The organism is Tessaracoccus oleiagri (genome assembly GCF_900103275.1).
Lineage (GTDB): Bacteria > Actinomycetota > Actinomycetes > Propionibacteriales > Propionibacteriaceae > Arachnia > Arachnia oleiagri.
Genome location: NZ_FNGP01000004.1, coordinates 1 through 14,602, shown reverse-complemented (window position 1 = coordinate 14,602; position 14,602 = coordinate 1). Strand labels below are relative to the sequence as shown.

Here is a 14,602-nt window from a genome sequence, read left to right as displayed (position 1 = left end):
GACTAGCAAAATAGCGCGGTTATCCGCGTGTGAACGGGCTTACCGCTAACGTTTGTATCCCGTATCAGGGAAGGAGTTAATCATGGCCCGAATTCTATGGATCATCATCGCGATCATCCTCGCGATCTGGCTCATCGGCCTGCTCACGAACATCGGTGGCGGTCTGATTCATCTGCTGCTCATCGTCGTCGTGGCGCTGGTTATCTACAACCTCGTCGCAGGCCGAAGGGTCTAGCGCCGAACAACAATACGGTGGCCCGGCCGCGTCCCCAATGGGGCGCGGCCGGGTTTTTTTTGCCTGCCCGGTGGGCTCAGGACCCCTGGTCGGTGCTGGCCACGATCCGGTCGAGGGCTGCCTGCACCTGGGCCTCGGTCTCCGCGAGGCTGCCGCTGGAGTCGATGACGGTGTCGGCCACCCGGAGTCGCTCCTCGCGGGTTGCCTGGGCGCGGATCCGGGCCATCGCCTCGTCGCACGAGTAGCCGTTTCGTGACATCAGCCGGCGCAACTGCTCATCGACGGCGACGTCGACCACGATCACGTGGTCGAAGCCGCCGACCAATCCGGCCTCCACGAGGAGCGGGATGACCTGCACGACGAGCGCGCCTGCCGGGGCCGCAGCCTCCAGTTCCTCCGCCCGGCGCCGGACGAGCGGGTGCACGATGGCGTTGAGGTCCGCCCGCGCTGCGGGGTCGGCGAACACCAGGCTGCCGAGCCGGGCCCGGTCGAGGGAGCCGTCTGGCTGGAGCACGCTCGAGCCGAAGCGTTCGACGATGGCATCCAGGCCCTCGGTGCCCGGCTCCACCACCTCCCGCGCCAGCACGTCGGAGTCGACGATGACGACGCCGCGGGCCTCGAGCATGCGCGCGACGGTCGACTTTCCCGACGCGATCCCTCCGGTCAGTGCAATCCGTGGCATGGGATCATCCTGCCGCAACGACGGCGACGGCGCCCCTCGCTGGTGCGAGGGGCGCCGTCGTTCATCGGCTTCGGCCGGGGTCAGCGACCGCCGGTGAGCTTGTCACGAAGGGCCTGCAGGGCCTCGTCCGAGGCCAGCGAACCCTCGGACGGGGTCTCGGCCACGTACTCCGCGCCGACGGAGGCCGGGACCTCGCGGTCGCCGCTCTCGGCTTCCTCGACCTGGCGCTTGTGCGCCTCCCACAGGGCCTGGGCCTGGGCGTACTGGGCTTCCCAAGCAGCGCGCTGCTCCTCGTAGCCTTCCTTCCACTCGTTGGTCTCCGGATCGAAGCCCTCGGGGTAGATGTAGTTGCCCTGGTCGTCGTAGGACGCGGTCATGCCGTACAGCGACGGATCGAACTCGTCCGCGGCGATGTCTACGCCCTCGTTGGCCTGCTTCAGCGAGAGGGAGACGCGGCGGCGATCGAGGTCGATGTCGATGACCTTGACCATGACGTCGTCGCCGACCGTGACGACCTGCTCCGGGATCTCGACGTGGCGCTCGGCCAGCTCGGAGACGTGGACCAGGCCCTCGATGCCCTCACCGACGCGCACGAATGCACCGAACGGAACGAGCTTGGTGACCTTGCCGGGCACGATCTGGCCGATCTGGTGCAGGCGGGCGAAGGTCTGCCACGGGTCTTCCTGGGTGGCCTTGAGCGACAGGGACACGCGCTCGCGGTCCATGTCCACCTCGAGCACCTCGACGGTGACGGGCATGCCGACCTCGACGACCTCGTTCGGGTGGTCGATGTGCTTCCAGGACAGCTCCGAGACGTGCACGAGGCCGTCGACGCCGCCAAGGTCGACGAACGCGCCGAAGTTGACGATCGAGGACACGACACCCTTGCGGATCTGGCCCTTCTGGAGCTGCGTGAGGAAGGTGTGACGGACCTCGGACTGGGTCTGCTCGAGCCACGCACGACGGGAGAGGACCACGTTGTTGCGGTTCTTGTCGAGCTCGATGATCTTCGCCTCGAGCTCCATGCCGACGTACGGCTGGAGGTCACGGACGCGACGCATCTCGACGAGGGACGCCGGCAGGAAGCCGCGGAGGCCGATGTCGACGATCAGGCCGCCCTTGACCACCTCGATGACGGAGCCGGTGACCACGCCGTCCTCTTCCTTGATCTTCTCGATCGTGCCCCAGGCCCGCTCGTACTGCGCGCGCTTCTTGGACAGGATGAGACGGCCTTCCTTGTCCTCCTTCTGCTGGACCAGGGCCTCGACTTCATCGCCGACCTGGACCACGTCGAACGGATCGACGTCGTGCTTGATGGAGAGTTCCTTGGAAGGAATAACGCCTTCGGTCTTGTAACCGATGTCGAGCAGGACCTCGTCCCGGTCGACCTTCACAACGGTGCCGGAGACGATGTCCCCGTCGTTGAAGTACTTGATGGTGGCATCAACAGCCTCGAGGAAGGCTTCCGGGCTGGCGAAATCGTCAACCGTGACGGCCGACGCCTCAGTGGGAGAGGTCATGTAGTAGGGCTCCGATTGGATGGCTTTTCTGGTCTCTGCGGCCCAGTCGCTAATCGGAACTAACAACGCGCTGACCCTACTCGGTCCGAGGGACAGCAGGCCACAGTGCTGTCCAAGCCTATGCGACTCACGCGCGCGGGTCAATCCGCGGCCACCCGGATTTGAGGTTCTCGTTATACTCCGCTACGTGAGCAACCGGAACCGCGTGCTGGTCATCGTCGCCGCCGTCGTGGCAGTCATACTAGTCGTCGTCGGCGGACTGTACCTCGCCCGGCCCGCGCCGACGCCTGACACCGCCGGGCTGCCCAGCCCCGGGCCGGTCACCAGCGCGCCCGAGTCCGGGTCCCCCACCAGTTCCGCAGCCGCACCAAGCGCGGACGCGTCGTCGGCGCCCGCCGCGCAGTACGAGTGCACCACCGCGACGGAGGGCTTCGAGCCGGTCCGTTACACCTTCGAGGGCGGGCTCACCGTGGACGAGAAGGTGCTCGCGCTCGGCGAGGACGAGAACGGCAACATCGCGGCGCCGCCGCCCGCGGAGAAGCGCACCGCCTCCTGGTGGAGCAACGGTCCGAAGCCCGGCCCCACCGAGGGCAAGGCGGTCCTGTCCATCCACACGTACCGCAACGGCGGAGCGCTGGGCAACGAGATGTACGAGGGCGGCGAGTCCCGGCTGAAGCCCGGCGACCTCATCAAGCTCTACTCCTCCGACGGCGAGGTGGCCTGCTACGAGTTCACCGAGGCGAAGAAGGTGTGGGTCGACGAGTACGACCCCGACTCCGACGTGATGATCGACTTCGAGGGCGCCCCCGAGCTCGCCATGATCATCTGCTGGGACTTCGACGGCTCGGCGGACGAGGACGCCGGCGAGGACCCCTGGAAGTCCCGGGTCTTCTTCTACGGCTCCCTGGTCTAGTGGGCCGCCGTCTCCCAGTTGTCGCCCACCCCGACTGACACCGCCAGCGGCACCTTGAGGTCGGCGGCCCCCGCCATCGCCTCGGAGACGAGCGACGAGAGGGCCTCGGCCTCGCCCGGGGCCACCTCCAGCACCAGCTCGTCATGGACCTGCAACAGCACCCGGCTCCGCAGTGCCGAGCGCTCCAGCGCCTCGTCGACACCCAGCATCGCCAGCTTGATGACGTCGGCCGCCGACCCCTGGACGGGTGAGTTCAGCGCCGCCCGCTCAGCCATCTCACGGCGCTGCCGGTTCGACGACGTGAGATCCGGCAGGTAGCGCCGTCGGCCGAGCATTGTCTCCGTGTAGCCGCGGCGCCGCGCCTCGTCGACCACATCGGCCAGGTAGCGCTGCACGCCCCCGACCCGCTCGAAGTAGTCGTCCATCAGCTCGCGGGCCTCGGCCACGGAGATCTTCAGCTGGTTCGACAGCCCGAAGGCGCTGAGCCCGTAGGCAAGGCCATAGTTCATGGCCTTGATCTTCGCGCGCATCTCGCCCGTGACCGCCCCGGGCTCCACGGCGAACACCTTGGAAGCCATCTCGTTGTGGAAGTCCCGTCCGGACTGGAAGGCCGTGATCAGCCCCTCGTCACCGGACGCGTCGGCCATCAGCCGCATCTCGATCTGTGAGTAGTCGGCGCTCATCAGCGACTCGAAGCCCTCCCCCGGCACGAAGGCGGTGCGGATCTGGCGGCCGAGCGACGTGCGGATTGGGATGTTCTGGAGGTTCGGGTCCGTCGACGACAGGCGCCCCGTCGCCGCGATGGTCTGCTGGTAGGTGGTGTGGATGCGGCCGTCCTCGCGGATCGCGGCCATCAGCCCGTCCACCGTCTGGCGCAGCCGGATCTGGTCGCGGTGGGCCAGCAGGTGACCCAGGAACGGGTGCTCGGTCTTCTCGTAGAGCCCGGCGAGCGCCTCCGCATCCGTGGTGTAGCCGGACTTCGTCTTGCGCGTCTTGGGCATGCCCAGCTCGTCGAACAGCACCGCCTGGAGCTGCTTGGGCGAGCCGAGGTTCACCTCGTGGCCGAGCACCTCGAAGGCGGCCTGCTGGGCGGCCGCGACGGCCCGGTCGAACTCGTCCCGGAGCCGGCGCAGCCGTTCCTCGTCGACGGCGATGCCGGTGCGCTCCATCCGGGACAGCACCTTCATCAGCGGCTGCTCGAGCGTCTCGAGGAGGCGGAGCTGGTTGCGCTCGTCGAGCCGTTCGCGGAGGACTGCGGCGAGGTCGAACACGGCCCGGGCGCGCAGCAGGGCGTCGTCGGCGGTGACGTCGTCGCCGAAGTCGAACGCGAGCTGGTCCCCGTCGCCCGCCTGCTCCGTCGCGAGCTCACGCTTGAGGTAGCGCAGGACGAGGTCCTCGAGCCGATGGCTGCGCTGGTCGGGGTGCAGGAGGTAGGCGGCAAGCATCGTGTCGCAGGCGACGCCGTCGAGTTCCCAGCCACGGCCCGCGGCCCCGAGCATCGGTCCCTTGGCGTCGTGGACGAGCTTGGCGCAGCTCGCGTCCGAGGCCCAGGCCGCGAAGGCGGCGTCGTCCTCGGGGGTGAAGCTCGCCGTGTCGAGGTAGGCGCCCTGGCCGTCCGGCGCGGCGAGGCCGACGCCGGTCACGTCGCCGGTGCCCGAGCCCCAGCGGCCGACGAAGTGCACGCCCAGCTCCCCCGCGCCATGGCGTGCCAGCCAGTCCGCGACGGCGCCGGGCGCGAGCTTCTCGCCCTCGACGACGAACTTCTCGTCGGTGACCTCCTCGTCGGCCCCGTCGGAGAGTTCCCCGAGGCGTTCGCGCAGGACCCGGAACTCCAGCGCGCCGAACAGTTCCCCGACCTTCGCACGGTCCCACTCGGTCCTGATGAGCTGCGACGGGACGCAGTCGATCTCCACGTCGCGCACCAGCGCGTTCAGCCGCCGGTTGCGGCGCACGTCGTCGAGCCGCTCCCGGAAGCTCTCGCCGGCCTTGCCGCGCACCTGCTCGGCGCGGGCGATGAGGTTCTCCAGCCCGTCGTGCTCCGCGAGCCACTTGGCGGCTGTCTTGGGCCCTACCCCTGGCACGCCGGGGAGGTTGTCGCTCGTCTCCCCCACCAGGGCCGCCAGCTCCGGGTAGCGCGCGGGCGTGACGAGGTACTTCTCCTCCACGGCCTGCGGCGTCATCCGCGCCAGGTCGGACACGCCCTTGCGCGGGTAGAGCAGCGTGACGTGCTCGTTGACGAGCTGCATCGCGTCCCGGTCGCCGCTGACGATGGCGACGTCGTAGCCCTCGGCGGTGGCCTGCGTGGACAGGGTGGCGATCAGGTCGTCGGCCTCGAAGCCGGGCTTCTCGATGAACACGATGTTGAGCGCCCGCAGCACGTCCTTGATCAGCTCCACCTGGCCGCGGAACTCGTCGGGCGACTTGCTCCGGTTCGCCTTGTACTCCGGGTACGCCTCCGTGCGGAACGACTCCCGCGCCACGTCGAACGCCACGGCGATGTGGGTGGGCTTCTCGTCCCGCAGCACGTTGATCAGCATCGACGTGAAGCCGAAGACCGCGTTGGTGTGTTGCCCGGTGGTGGTGGAGAAGTTCTCCACGGGCAGCGCGAAGAACGCGCGGTACGCCATCGAGTGGCCGTCGATCAGGAGAAGTCGGGGGTTGCTCACCCGCCCGACTCTACCTAGGCCGGGGCGTCCCGCGCAGCCTCGTCGAGCAGCTCCGCCGCGTGCTCGAGCGCGGCGGCGGTGTCCGACGAGCCACCCATCATCCGGGCGAGCTCCGCTACCCGCTCGTCGCCGACCACCTCGCGGACGTCCGACGTGGTCACGCGTCCGTCGCTGGACTTGTGGACGACGAAGTGCTGGTCCGCGAAGGCCGCCACCTGCGCGAGGTGGGTCACGACGATGACCTGCGAGGCGGTCGCGAGCCGCTGCAGTCGTCGCCCGATCTCGAGGCCGACCGCGCCGCCGACGCCGGCGTCGACCTCATCGAACACGAACGTGTGCCCGCCGTCCGCCCCGGCCAACACGACCTCGAGCGCCAGCCGCACGCGGGAGAGTTCGCCGCCCGACGCGACCTTGCCCAGCGGGCCCGGGGCTGCGCCCGGGTTCGCGGAGAACATCAGCTCGACGCGGTCCGCGCCGTGGGTGCCGAGCGGCGCCTCTCCCACCTGGAACTCCAGGCGGGCGTGCGGCATGGCGAGCGCCGCGAGTTCTCGGTGGGCCTGGTCGGCCAGCGACGCGGCCGCCTCGCGGCGCCGCGCGGTGATGCCGGCGGCGAGTTCACGGAGCTCGGCGTCCAGGGCCGCCACCCGGCCCCGGAGTTCGACGATGCGCTCGTCGGAGCCGTCGAGTTGGGCGAGACGGAGCGCCGACTCCTCCGACCAGGCCAGCACCTCGTCGATCGTGGCGCCGTACTTCCGCGTCAGGGTCGCGAGACGGGCGCGGCGCTCCGCCACGGCCTCGAGCCGTAGCGGGTCGTCGACCAGGTCCGCGAGGTAGGACGACACGTCGGCCGCGAGCTCGTCGACGAGGAGGCTCGCCTCCTGGGCGCGCCCGGCGAGCGCCCTGGCCTGCTCGTCCCTGTCCGCGAGCGAGGAGAGCACCTTCCTGGCCTGGCCCACGAGTCCCACCGCGCTGGGTGCCTCGTAGTCGTACTCGTCGCCGCTGAGCGACGCCTGCGCGGTCCCCGCGAGCTGGCGCAGCTCGTCGAGGTCCTGGAGTCGCCGCTGCTCGGCCTCGAGCTCCGGGTCCTCGCCCGGCCGGGGCTCGACGGCGGCGATCTCCTCGAGCCCGAACCGCAGCATGTCGGCCTCGCGGGCGCGCTCCATCGCTGCGGAGTCCAGTTCGCGCAGTTCCGCGGCGGCCTGCTCGCGCTCCCGATAGGCGTCGCGGTAGCGGTCGAGGCCCGGCGGCCGCGCGTGCGCGTCGAGGAGTTCCCGCTGCCTGTCGGGGGACGCGAGCCGGAGCTGTTCCGACTGGCCGTGGATCGTCGCGAGCTCGAGCGCGGCGAGGGTGGAGATCGGGGCCGGGGCGCCACCGACTACGGCGCGGGACCGGCCGTTGGCGGCGATCTGCCGCACGGTGACGAGCTCGTTGTCGTCGACGTCACCGCCCAGCTCCTTCACGGCGTCACCCACCGTGTCGTCGACCTGCCAGCGGCCGCGCACGACGGCCCGTTCTGCGCCGCGCCGCACGATGCCGGCGTCCGCGCGCTGGCCGAGGAGGTGGCCGAGGCCGGAGACAATCATCGTCTTGCCCGCCCCCGTCTCACCGGTCAGCGCGACGAGGCCCGGGCGGAGCTCGATCGCCGTGCCCGCGACGACGCCGAAGTCGCTCAGCGAGAGTTCGAGCAGCACGTCAGCGCCTTCCCCAACCCTCCACCGGCAGTGCGAACTTCTTCACGAGCCGGGTGGTGAACGGTTGCTCCGAGAGGCGGAGGATCTTCATGGTGTGTTGCGACGAGGTGATCGTCACCTTGTCGCGGGGCGCGAGTTCGTAGCTGGTGCGGCCGTCGCACCAGATGATGCCGTGCGGCCCCTCCTCGGGCTGGACGAAGTTCACCGTCGAGGTGGGGCTCAGGACCATGGGACGGTTGAAGAGGGCGTGGGCGCTCAGCGGCACCACGAGCATCGCCTGCACGTCGGGCCAGATGACGGGGCCTCCGGCGGAGAAACCGTACGCGGTGGACCCGGTGGGGGTGCTCACCAGCACCCCGTCGCAGGACCAGCGGCTCAGCGGCCGGCCGTCGATGCTCACGAGGACCGTGATCATCCGCTCGCGGGCGAGCTTCTCGAGCGAGACCTCGTTGATGGCGGGCGAGCGCCAGCGTTCCTCCCCGTCGCGGTGGACGAGGACGTCGAGCACGAGTCGTTCCTCGACGGCGTAGCGCTTCTCCGCGACGGCCATCGGCAGGGTGTGGATGTCGGAGGGCTCGAGTTCGGCGAGGAACCCGACGTGCCCGAGGTTGACACCCAGGACCGGCACGTCGAGCGGGAGCGCCCAGGCGGCGGCGCGCAGGATGGTGCCGTCGCCGCCGAAGACGATGGCCAGCTCGGCCGGGGTGTCGGCGTCGAGGGGATGGACCTTGGCGCGGTTGATCCGACCGTTGAGCCGGTCGAGGTCCTGCGGCCAGACCCTCGCCTCGAAGCCCAGTTCCGCGAGCGCGTCGATGACCGACGCAGCCCCCTCCTGCGCTTCTTCCTTCTCCGGGTGCAGGAACACCGCTACCGTACGAGTCACGGTGCCTACCCTAGCGGGGTGCAGGGCGCCCGGGGAGCGCCCCGCGTCCGCCATGGGGACCGGTCAACCAAGCACCACCCGGGCATAGTTGGGCTGCCACATCTGCTCGATGACGGCCTGGATCGGGTCCCCGAGGTCGGCACGCGCCAGCCCCTCCTCCTCGGCCGTCCGGCAGACCGCGACGGCCACGGTCGCGGACACGGTGCGGAGCTGGTTGACCGATGGCAGGAGCGAGTCACCCGGCGCGACGGCGTCCTCCATGAGCGATGCGACGGCCCGGGCGGCGGCGATGACCATGCCGTCGGTGACCCGGCTCGCCTTGCTCACCGAGACGCCCAGCCCGAGGCCGGGGAAGACGAGCGCGTTGTTGGCCTGCGCGATGCGGTACCGCGTGGTCCCGCGCACGACCGGGGCGAACGGCGACCCGGTGGCGATGAGGGCCTGCCCGTCGGTCCACGCCAGGATGTCCTCGGGCTTCGCCTCCGACAAGGGGGTCGGGTTGGACAGGGGCATGATGATGGGCCGCGGCGCGTGCTTGTGCATCTCGCGCACGATGGCCTCGGTGAAGGACCCGGGCTGGGCTGAGGTGCCGATCAGGGTCGTGGGCCGCGCCTGCCGCACCACCTCCTCGAGGCCGATGCGCCCGTTGTCGCTGGCCCAGCCGGCGACCTCGTCGGCGCCGCGCGCGAACGGCTCCTGGAAGTCGCGCATGCGGTTGCCCTCGACGAGCAGTCCGCGGCTGCCGAGCGCCCAGAAGCGGTCGTTGGCCTCCTCCCGGCTCAGTCCCTCCTGGACCATCACGTCGCGCATCACCTCGGCGATGCCCGCACCCGCGGTACCGGCACCGTGCACGACGACGCGCTGGTCCCGCATCCGGCCGCCGGTGCGCTGGACGGCGGCGAGGACCGCCGCCAGCACGACGGAAGCCGTGCCCTGGATGTCGTCGTTGAAGGTGCACAGCTCGTCGCGGTACTGCGTGAGGAGCCGGTGCGCGTTGGCGGCGGCGAAGTCCTCGAAGTGCAGCAGCGCGTTGGGGTAGAGCCGGGCGACCGTCTTCACGAACAGGTCCAGGAACTCGTCGTACCTGTCCCCGCGGACGCGGGCGTGCCGCTCACCCACGTAGTTCTCGTCGTTGAGCAGGCGCAGGTTGTCGGTGCCCACGTCGAGCACGACGGGGACGCAGCGGCGCGGGTGGATGCCGGCGGCCGCGGTGTAGACCGACAGCTTGCCCGTCGTGATGGCGATGCCGCCGACGCCCTGGTCGCCGATCCCGAGGATGCCCTCGGAGTCGGTGACGACGACGATGTCGACCTCGTCCGGCCCCAGGCCGTAGTTCTTGAGCGCCTCCTCCATCTCCTCGGGGCGGTCGATGGAGAGGTAGACACCACGCGGACGGGAGTACCACTGGCTGTACTGCTCGATCGCCTCGCCGATGGTGGGCGTGTACACGATCGGGAGCATCTCCTCGAGGTGCTCAGCCAGGAGCCGGTAGAACAGCACCTCGTTGCGGTCCCGCATGTGCGTGAGGAAGACGTTCTTCGCCAAGTTGGTGGGCTGCTCCTGGTACTGCGAGTAGACGCGCCGCACCTGCGCCTCCAGCGATGCGTAGCCCGGCGGCAGCAGGCCGATGAGCCCGAGCGCCCTCCGCTCGTCGTGGGTGAAGGCTGTGCCCCGGTTGAGCATCGGGCGGTTGAGGAGCTGGTAGCCACGCACTCGGATCGGGATCTGCTCACCGTTGTCCAGTTGGAGGTACGGGGGGTCGATCGCTGTCATGGCGTTCAGTCTATTGGGACGGGCTCCGCCCCCGCTGGAACAGCACGAAGTACTCCACGTTGCCATGGGTGCCCGGCAGGGCGCTCTCCGACCGCCAGCGCGCGATCCAGCCGAGCCGGCCCGCCTCCGCCTCGACGCCCGCGACCGCGGACTCGCGAAGGCCCGGATCCACGACGATGCCCTCCGACAGTTGTCCCCTGCCCACCTCGAACTGCGGCTTCACGAGCAGCAGCGCAGGGCCCGAGCACACGGCGAACAGCGGCTCGAGGAGCAGCTTCAGTGAGATGAAGCTCACGTCGCCGACAACCAGGTCGACAGGGACGCCGTCGAGGTCGGCCAGCGTGAGGTCGCGGAGGTTGAGGCCCTCCCGCACCACCACGCGCGGGTCGTCGCGGATCTCAGGGGCCAGTTGCCCGTGGCCCACGTCGACCGCGTAGACCCGCCGGGCGCCGCGGTCGAGGCACACCTGCGTGAAACCGCCGGTGGACGCGCCGGCGTCGAGGACGCGCGCGGGCACCGGCAGGCCGGACGCGTCGAGTGCGCCGATCAGTTTGTGCGCGGCCCGCGAGACCCACGGCTGCGTGGCCACTTCGAGCCGGTGCGACTCCGTCACCGGTGTCGACGCCTTCCGGACCACTTCGCCGTCCACGCGCACGTCGCCCGCAGCGATCAGCCCCGCTGCCTGGTTGCGTGATCTCGCGAGTCCCCGGTCGACGAGCGCGACGTCGAGCCTCACCCGACGCCCGGGATGCCCAACTGGGACACGTCGGTGTTGTTCAGCACACCGGAGAGGAGCTCCTGCACCTGCCCGAGCCGGACCAGTTGCTCCTCGACCGGCGCCTGCTCGACGTCCTCGAGGCTCTCCATCGCCTGGGCGACGAGCTGCTGCCGCTTCACCACCGACGGTGCCGCGTCCAGCGGCGTCGACATCAGGGGACCTCCGTCAGCTGGTCGAGCGCGCCGCCGAGCCCGGCGCCGTCGTGCCACCGCAGCTGCAGGAGGGCCCAGAGCGCGTCGAGCTGCTGGTCGCGGCCGGCAGGCGTCGTGTCGAGATGGGCCGTGGTGCCGACGAGGGTTGCGCGCTGTGTGCCGCAGATCACCGTGTCGCCGTCTCGCCGAGCCACCCGGGCCGGCTGCAGCAGCGCCGACACGTCGTGGCCGATGGCGGTGGGCCGGTAGTCACGTTCGGCGTCGGCCAGGTCACGCTTGCCGTGGGCGCCCGTGAACACGAGCAGGGAGTCCATGCCGACGTTGTTGGCGCCGAGGATGTCGGTGTCCAGCCGGTCACCGACGAAGATGGGGCGCTGGGCGCCGAGCCGTCGGACCGTCTCCTCGAGCAGCGGCGGGTAGGGCTTGCCGGCGATCTTGGGGGTGATGGTGACGCAGGCCTGGATGACGGCCAACTGCGTGCCGGCGCCGGGCACGAGCCCGCGGTCGGTGGGGCGGGTGAGGTCGGGGTTCGTGACGAACCAGTCGGCCCCGGCCTGGATGGCGAAGGCCCCCTCCTCCAGCAGACGCCAGTCGATGCGCGGGTTGTAGCCCTGGACCACGGCCACGGGCCGGTCGTCCTTCGAGGCCACGACGGTGTACCCGTCCGCCGTGAGCTGCTCGGCCAAGGCCTCCGTGCCGACCGCCAGCACGCGCGCGCCCTCGGGCAGCTGCTCGGAGAGCATGTGCAGGGTCGCCATGGTGGAGTTCACCACGTCAGGCTCGGAAGCCTCGATGCCGAGCTCGACGAGGTGCGCCGCCACGGTCGCCGGCGTACGGGCCGCGTTGTTGGTCACGAAGCCGACCCGCAGGCCCTCCTCACGCAGTTCGTGGATGGCCTCGGGAACGCCCGGGACCGCGAGCGGACCGAGGTAGACGACCCCGTCGAGGTCGAACAGCGCGGCGTCGTATCCGTTGGCCAGCATCACGCGCGGTCCCCCTCTTCCGTCGTCCCCGTCGCCGAGTTGGTGTCGGGCTCTAGGCCCCACAGTGGCTCCTGCACCGAGTCGGCCACCTCTTCGTCCTGGACGATCGGCTCTTCGGCAGACTCGACGTCCGCGATGGCTTCGTCGTCCTCGATCCCCTCGACGTCGATCTCCTCGTCGTCGAACTCGTCGTCGGCTGGCGCCTTGTCCTCGGCCACCTGCTCCTCTTCGGCCGCTGGCTCGTCCTCGGGCTCCTCATCGGCGAAGGACTCGGGGAGGGTCACACCGTCGAGCTCCGCCACGCGATCGGCGGTGTCGAGCAGGCCGTCCCGGTCCAGTTCCGCCGCCTCGACGAACGCCTCCCTCGCTCCGGCCTCGTCACCCTCGGCGAGGAGCAGGTCGGCATAGGCGTACCACATGCGTGCCCGCGCCTGGTTGGGCCCGGCGTTCCGGCCGAGGGCACTCTTGAGGAGGCGGAGCCCCTCCTGACGCTGGCCGAGGTCCGCTCGTACCCCGGCCTCGACGATCAGCGCCTCGATCTGGAGGGTCAACGGTGCCTGCTTGGAGTCCAGGCCGGCCAGGACCTCGAGTGCGTCACGAGGACGCCCCAGCGCACGCTCGCAGTCCGCGATCACTGGGATCAGCTCATCGCCACCCGACATCCGGCGGATGGCCCGGTACTCGCGCAGCGCGACGGCGAACTCGCCCGCCGCATACGCGGTCTCGGCGGCCGCTTCACGGACGATGGGCAGCCTCGGCGCGAGCTGGCGCGCGGTCTCGGCGTGTTCGAAGGCGAGCTGCGGGTCCTCGTCGATCAGCTGGCCGGCAGCCCAGATGTGCGCGGCGACCTGCTCCGCGCGGGCCCTCGACAGGCCGCGCAGTTCGGCGCGCACGCCGAAGGCGAGCGCGCGTTCGTCGAATCCCTCGGGGATCGGGGGGCCGACGATGCGCTCCCGCGGCTCCCGTTCCTCGGCGTTCCTGTCGTCGCGGCGGTCCGGGCGCCCGGTGCGTTCCCGGGAGTCGCCGCGGCGCTCGTCCCGGTCGAAGCGACGCGGCCCGCCCCTGTCGTCGCGACGGTCGGAGCCCCGACGGTCGTCCCGACCGCGGAACTCACGACGATCACCGTCGCCGCGGTCGTCGCGGCGGAAGTGGCCACCATCCCCGCGACCGCCGCGTCGGTCGTCACCCCGACGATCGAATCCGCGCCGGTCGCCCTCACGGCGTTCGCCGCGGTCGGGTCCGCCTCGATCATCCCGGCGCTGGTACCCACGACGCTCGCCGCCCTGGCGGTCTTCGCGACGGTCGGAACCCTGACGCTCGTCACGGCGCTCGAACCTGCCCCGGTCGTCCCGGCGGTTGAAGCCCCGGCCCTCGTCGCCCCGGTTGTCTTCGCGGCGGTCGGAACCCTGACGGTCGTCACGGCGCTCGAACCTGCCCCGGTCGTCCCGGCGGTCGAAGCTCCGCCTCTCGTCCCCACGACCGTCCTCACGGCCAGCACCTCCGCGATTGTCGCGGCGGTCGTCGCGCGCGCGGAACTCACGGCGTTCACCGTCGTTTCGGCGATCACCACTCTGTCGCCCGGCGAAGCCGCGGTCGTCGCGGTTGCCGTAGCTGCGCCCGTCGCCGCCCTCACGACGGTATCCCGAGCGCTCGCCCTGGGCACCGGTTCCACGGCCAGATCCACGCTCGTTGCCGCCGGACGAGCGGCGGTCCCCGCGCGCTTCGTCACCGCGTCGACCGCTGTCATCACGGCGTCCGAATCCGCCACCTTGGCCCCTACCGCCAGAACCGCCCCGGTTCCCGCCGTATCCGCCGCGGCCGGCACCGGACCGTCCGCCGCGCTGTCCGTCGCCCGCGCCGCCGTCGCGCCAGCGGGGCCTGTCGTCGCTGTTCTCAAGCATGAGCCAATCTTCCCATCTGGAGGCAAGGAGCGTGAAAAGTCCGTTGAAGCACAAAACCCCCGATCAGAATCCTGATCGGGGGTTTTGTGTAAGAAGTCCGGCGGCGTCCTAGTCTCCCACAGCGTCCCCGCTGCAGTACCATCGGCGCTGAAGAGCTTGACTTCCGGGTTCGGAATGTTGCCGGGTATTTCCCCTTCGCTATGACCACCGAAACACTATGGAGATAGTGATCGGAACTATTGAATTGTAGTTCCCGACCGTCTCTCGGGAACCTCACAGTGGACGCGTAGCATCTTTGTAGAAAACAAGCCCTCGGCCTATTAGTATCGGTCAGCTCCATGCCTTTCAGCACTTCCACATCCGACCTATCACCCGGTGGTCTGCCGGGGGCCTTACCAGATTATTCTGTGGGAGCCCTCATCTTG

Annotated in this window: 13 protein-coding genes and 2 rRNA genes; 3 read left to right on the top strand and 12 right to left on the bottom strand. The window is 70.1% G+C overall.

Annotation, left to right across the window (positions count from 1 at the left end; genetic code table 11):
• The first annotated feature begins 82 nt into the window (after window positions 1–82).
• Complete coding sequence (locus BLR46_RS14880; protein WP_143008276.1) at window positions 83–235, top strand: lmo0937 family membrane protein; 153 nt, start codon at window positions 83–85, stop codon at window positions 233–235.
• A gap of 76 nt (window positions 236–311) precedes the next feature.
• Here BLR46_RS14880 and coaE read toward each other — a convergent pair whose 3' ends face one another.
• Both coaE and rpsA read right to left on the bottom strand, forming a co-directional pair.
• Window positions 312–917, bottom strand: coding sequence for a dephospho-CoA kinase (gene coaE / locus BLR46_RS10625; protein WP_093251959.1), 606 nt, complete (start codon window positions 915–917; stop codon window positions 312–314).
• A gap of 80 nt (window positions 918–997) precedes the next feature.
• Window positions 998–2,437 (bottom strand): 30S ribosomal protein S1, encoded by a 1,440-nt coding sequence (gene rpsA / locus BLR46_RS10620; protein ID WP_093251957.1) that lies wholly within the window; start codon window positions 2,435–2,437, stop codon window positions 998–1,000.
• A 187-nt stretch (window positions 2,438–2,624) separates the two neighbouring features.
• Between rpsA and BLR46_RS10615 the strand changes: the two genes are divergently transcribed.
• Window positions 2,625–3,350: a class F sortase gene (locus BLR46_RS10615; RefSeq protein WP_093251955.1), complete on the top strand. Its 726-nt coding sequence runs from the start codon at window positions 2,625–2,627 to the stop codon at window positions 3,348–3,350.
• Here BLR46_RS10615 and polA read toward each other — a convergent pair.
• From polA to BLR46_RS15095, 8 genes are read right to left on the bottom strand one after another with little or no spacing between them, the layout of a single operon-like run.
• Window positions 3,347–6,016: a DNA polymerase I gene (gene polA / locus BLR46_RS10610; RefSeq protein ID WP_281230832.1), complete on the bottom strand. Its 2,670-nt coding sequence runs from the start codon at window positions 6,014–6,016 to the stop codon at window positions 3,347–3,349. The two genes, BLR46_RS10615 and polA, sit on opposite strands and share 4 nt — an antisense overlap.
• Window positions 6,017–6,030: 14 nt before the next feature.
• Window positions 6,031–7,707, bottom strand: a complete 1,677-nt coding sequence (recN, locus tag BLR46_RS10605; protein ID WP_093251953.1) for a DNA repair protein RecN — start codon at window positions 7,705–7,707, stop codon at window positions 6,031–6,033.
• A gap of 1 nt (window position 7,708) precedes the next feature.
• Window positions 7,709–8,644, bottom strand: coding sequence for an NAD kinase (locus BLR46_RS10600; RefSeq protein WP_093251950.1), 936 nt, complete (start codon window positions 8,642–8,644; stop codon window positions 7,709–7,711).
• 9 nt (window positions 8,645–8,653) lie between these two features.
• Window positions 8,654–10,363 (bottom strand): NAD-dependent malic enzyme, encoded by a 1,710-nt coding sequence (locus BLR46_RS10595; RefSeq protein WP_093251947.1) that lies wholly within the window; start codon window positions 10,361–10,363, stop codon window positions 8,654–8,656.
• A 10-nt stretch (window positions 10,364–10,373) separates the two neighbouring features.
• Complete coding sequence (locus BLR46_RS10590; RefSeq protein ID WP_093251945.1) at window positions 10,374–11,099, bottom strand: TlyA family RNA methyltransferase; 726 nt, start codon at window positions 11,097–11,099, stop codon at window positions 10,374–10,376.
• Window positions 11,096–11,293 (bottom strand): hypothetical protein, encoded by a 198-nt coding sequence (locus tag BLR46_RS10585; protein ID WP_093251944.1) that lies wholly within the window; start codon window positions 11,291–11,293, stop codon window positions 11,096–11,098. The genes BLR46_RS10590 and BLR46_RS10585 overlap by 4 nt, the downstream gene beginning before the upstream one ends.
• On the bottom strand, window positions 11,293–12,276 hold the full coding sequence (locus BLR46_RS10580; RefSeq protein ID WP_093251943.1) for an HAD-IIA family hydrolase: 984 nt from the start codon (window positions 12,274–12,276) through the stop codon (window positions 11,293–11,295). Before BLR46_RS10580 ends, BLR46_RS10585 begins: the two co-directional genes overlap by 1 nt.
• The gene (locus BLR46_RS15095) at window positions 12,276–13,169 is read right to left on the bottom strand and encodes a hypothetical protein (protein ID WP_176761741.1); all 894 of its coding nucleotides are present in this window, start codon (window positions 13,167–13,169) and stop codon (window positions 12,276–12,278) included. The genes BLR46_RS10580 and BLR46_RS15095 overlap by 1 nt, the downstream gene beginning before the upstream one ends.
• Here BLR46_RS15095 and BLR46_RS15090 point away from each other — a divergent pair.
• Window positions 13,113–14,252: a hypothetical protein gene (locus tag BLR46_RS15090; RefSeq protein ID WP_176761740.1), complete on the top strand. Its 1,140-nt coding sequence runs from the start codon at window positions 13,113–13,115 to the stop codon at window positions 14,250–14,252. The two genes, BLR46_RS15095 and BLR46_RS15090, sit on opposite strands and share 57 nt — an antisense overlap.
• 20 nt (window positions 14,253–14,272) lie before the next feature.
• Here BLR46_RS15090 and rrf read toward each other — a convergent pair.
• Window positions 14,273–14,389, bottom strand: a 5S ribosomal RNA gene (rrf, locus tag BLR46_RS10570).
• Between the two features lie 88 nt (window positions 14,390–14,477).
• Window positions 14,478–14,602, bottom strand: a 23S ribosomal RNA gene (locus BLR46_RS10565); the annotation flags it as partial.

What these genes read in the sequence shown, in the direction of transcription:
- BLR46_RS14880 (WP_143008276.1), top strand. Translation starts at nt 83, where the DNA reads ATGGCCCGAATTCTATGGATCATCATCGCGATCATCCTCGCGATCTGG.
- coaE (WP_093251959.1), bottom strand. Translation starts at nt 917, where the DNA reads ATGCCACGGATTGCACTGACCGGAGGGATCGCGTCGGGAAAGTCGACC.
- rpsA (WP_093251957.1), bottom strand. Translation starts at nt 2,437, where the DNA reads ATGACCTCTCCCACTGAGGCGTCGGCCGTCACGGTTGACGATTTCGCC.
- BLR46_RS10600 (WP_093251950.1), bottom strand. Translation starts at nt 8,644, where the DNA reads ATGGCGGACGCGGGGCGCTCCCCGGGCGCCCTGCACCCCGCTAGGGTA.
- BLR46_RS10595 (WP_093251947.1), bottom strand. Translation starts at nt 10,363, where the DNA reads ATGACAGCGATCGACCCCCCGTACCTCCAACTGGACAACGGTGAGCAG.
- BLR46_RS10585 (WP_093251944.1), bottom strand. Translation starts at nt 11,293, where the DNA reads ATGTCGACGCCGCTGGACGCGGCACCGTCGGTGGTGAAGCGGCAGCAG.
- BLR46_RS10580 (WP_093251943.1), bottom strand. Translation starts at nt 12,276, where the DNA reads ATGCTGGCCAACGGATACGACGCCGCGCTGTTCGACCTCGACGGGGTC.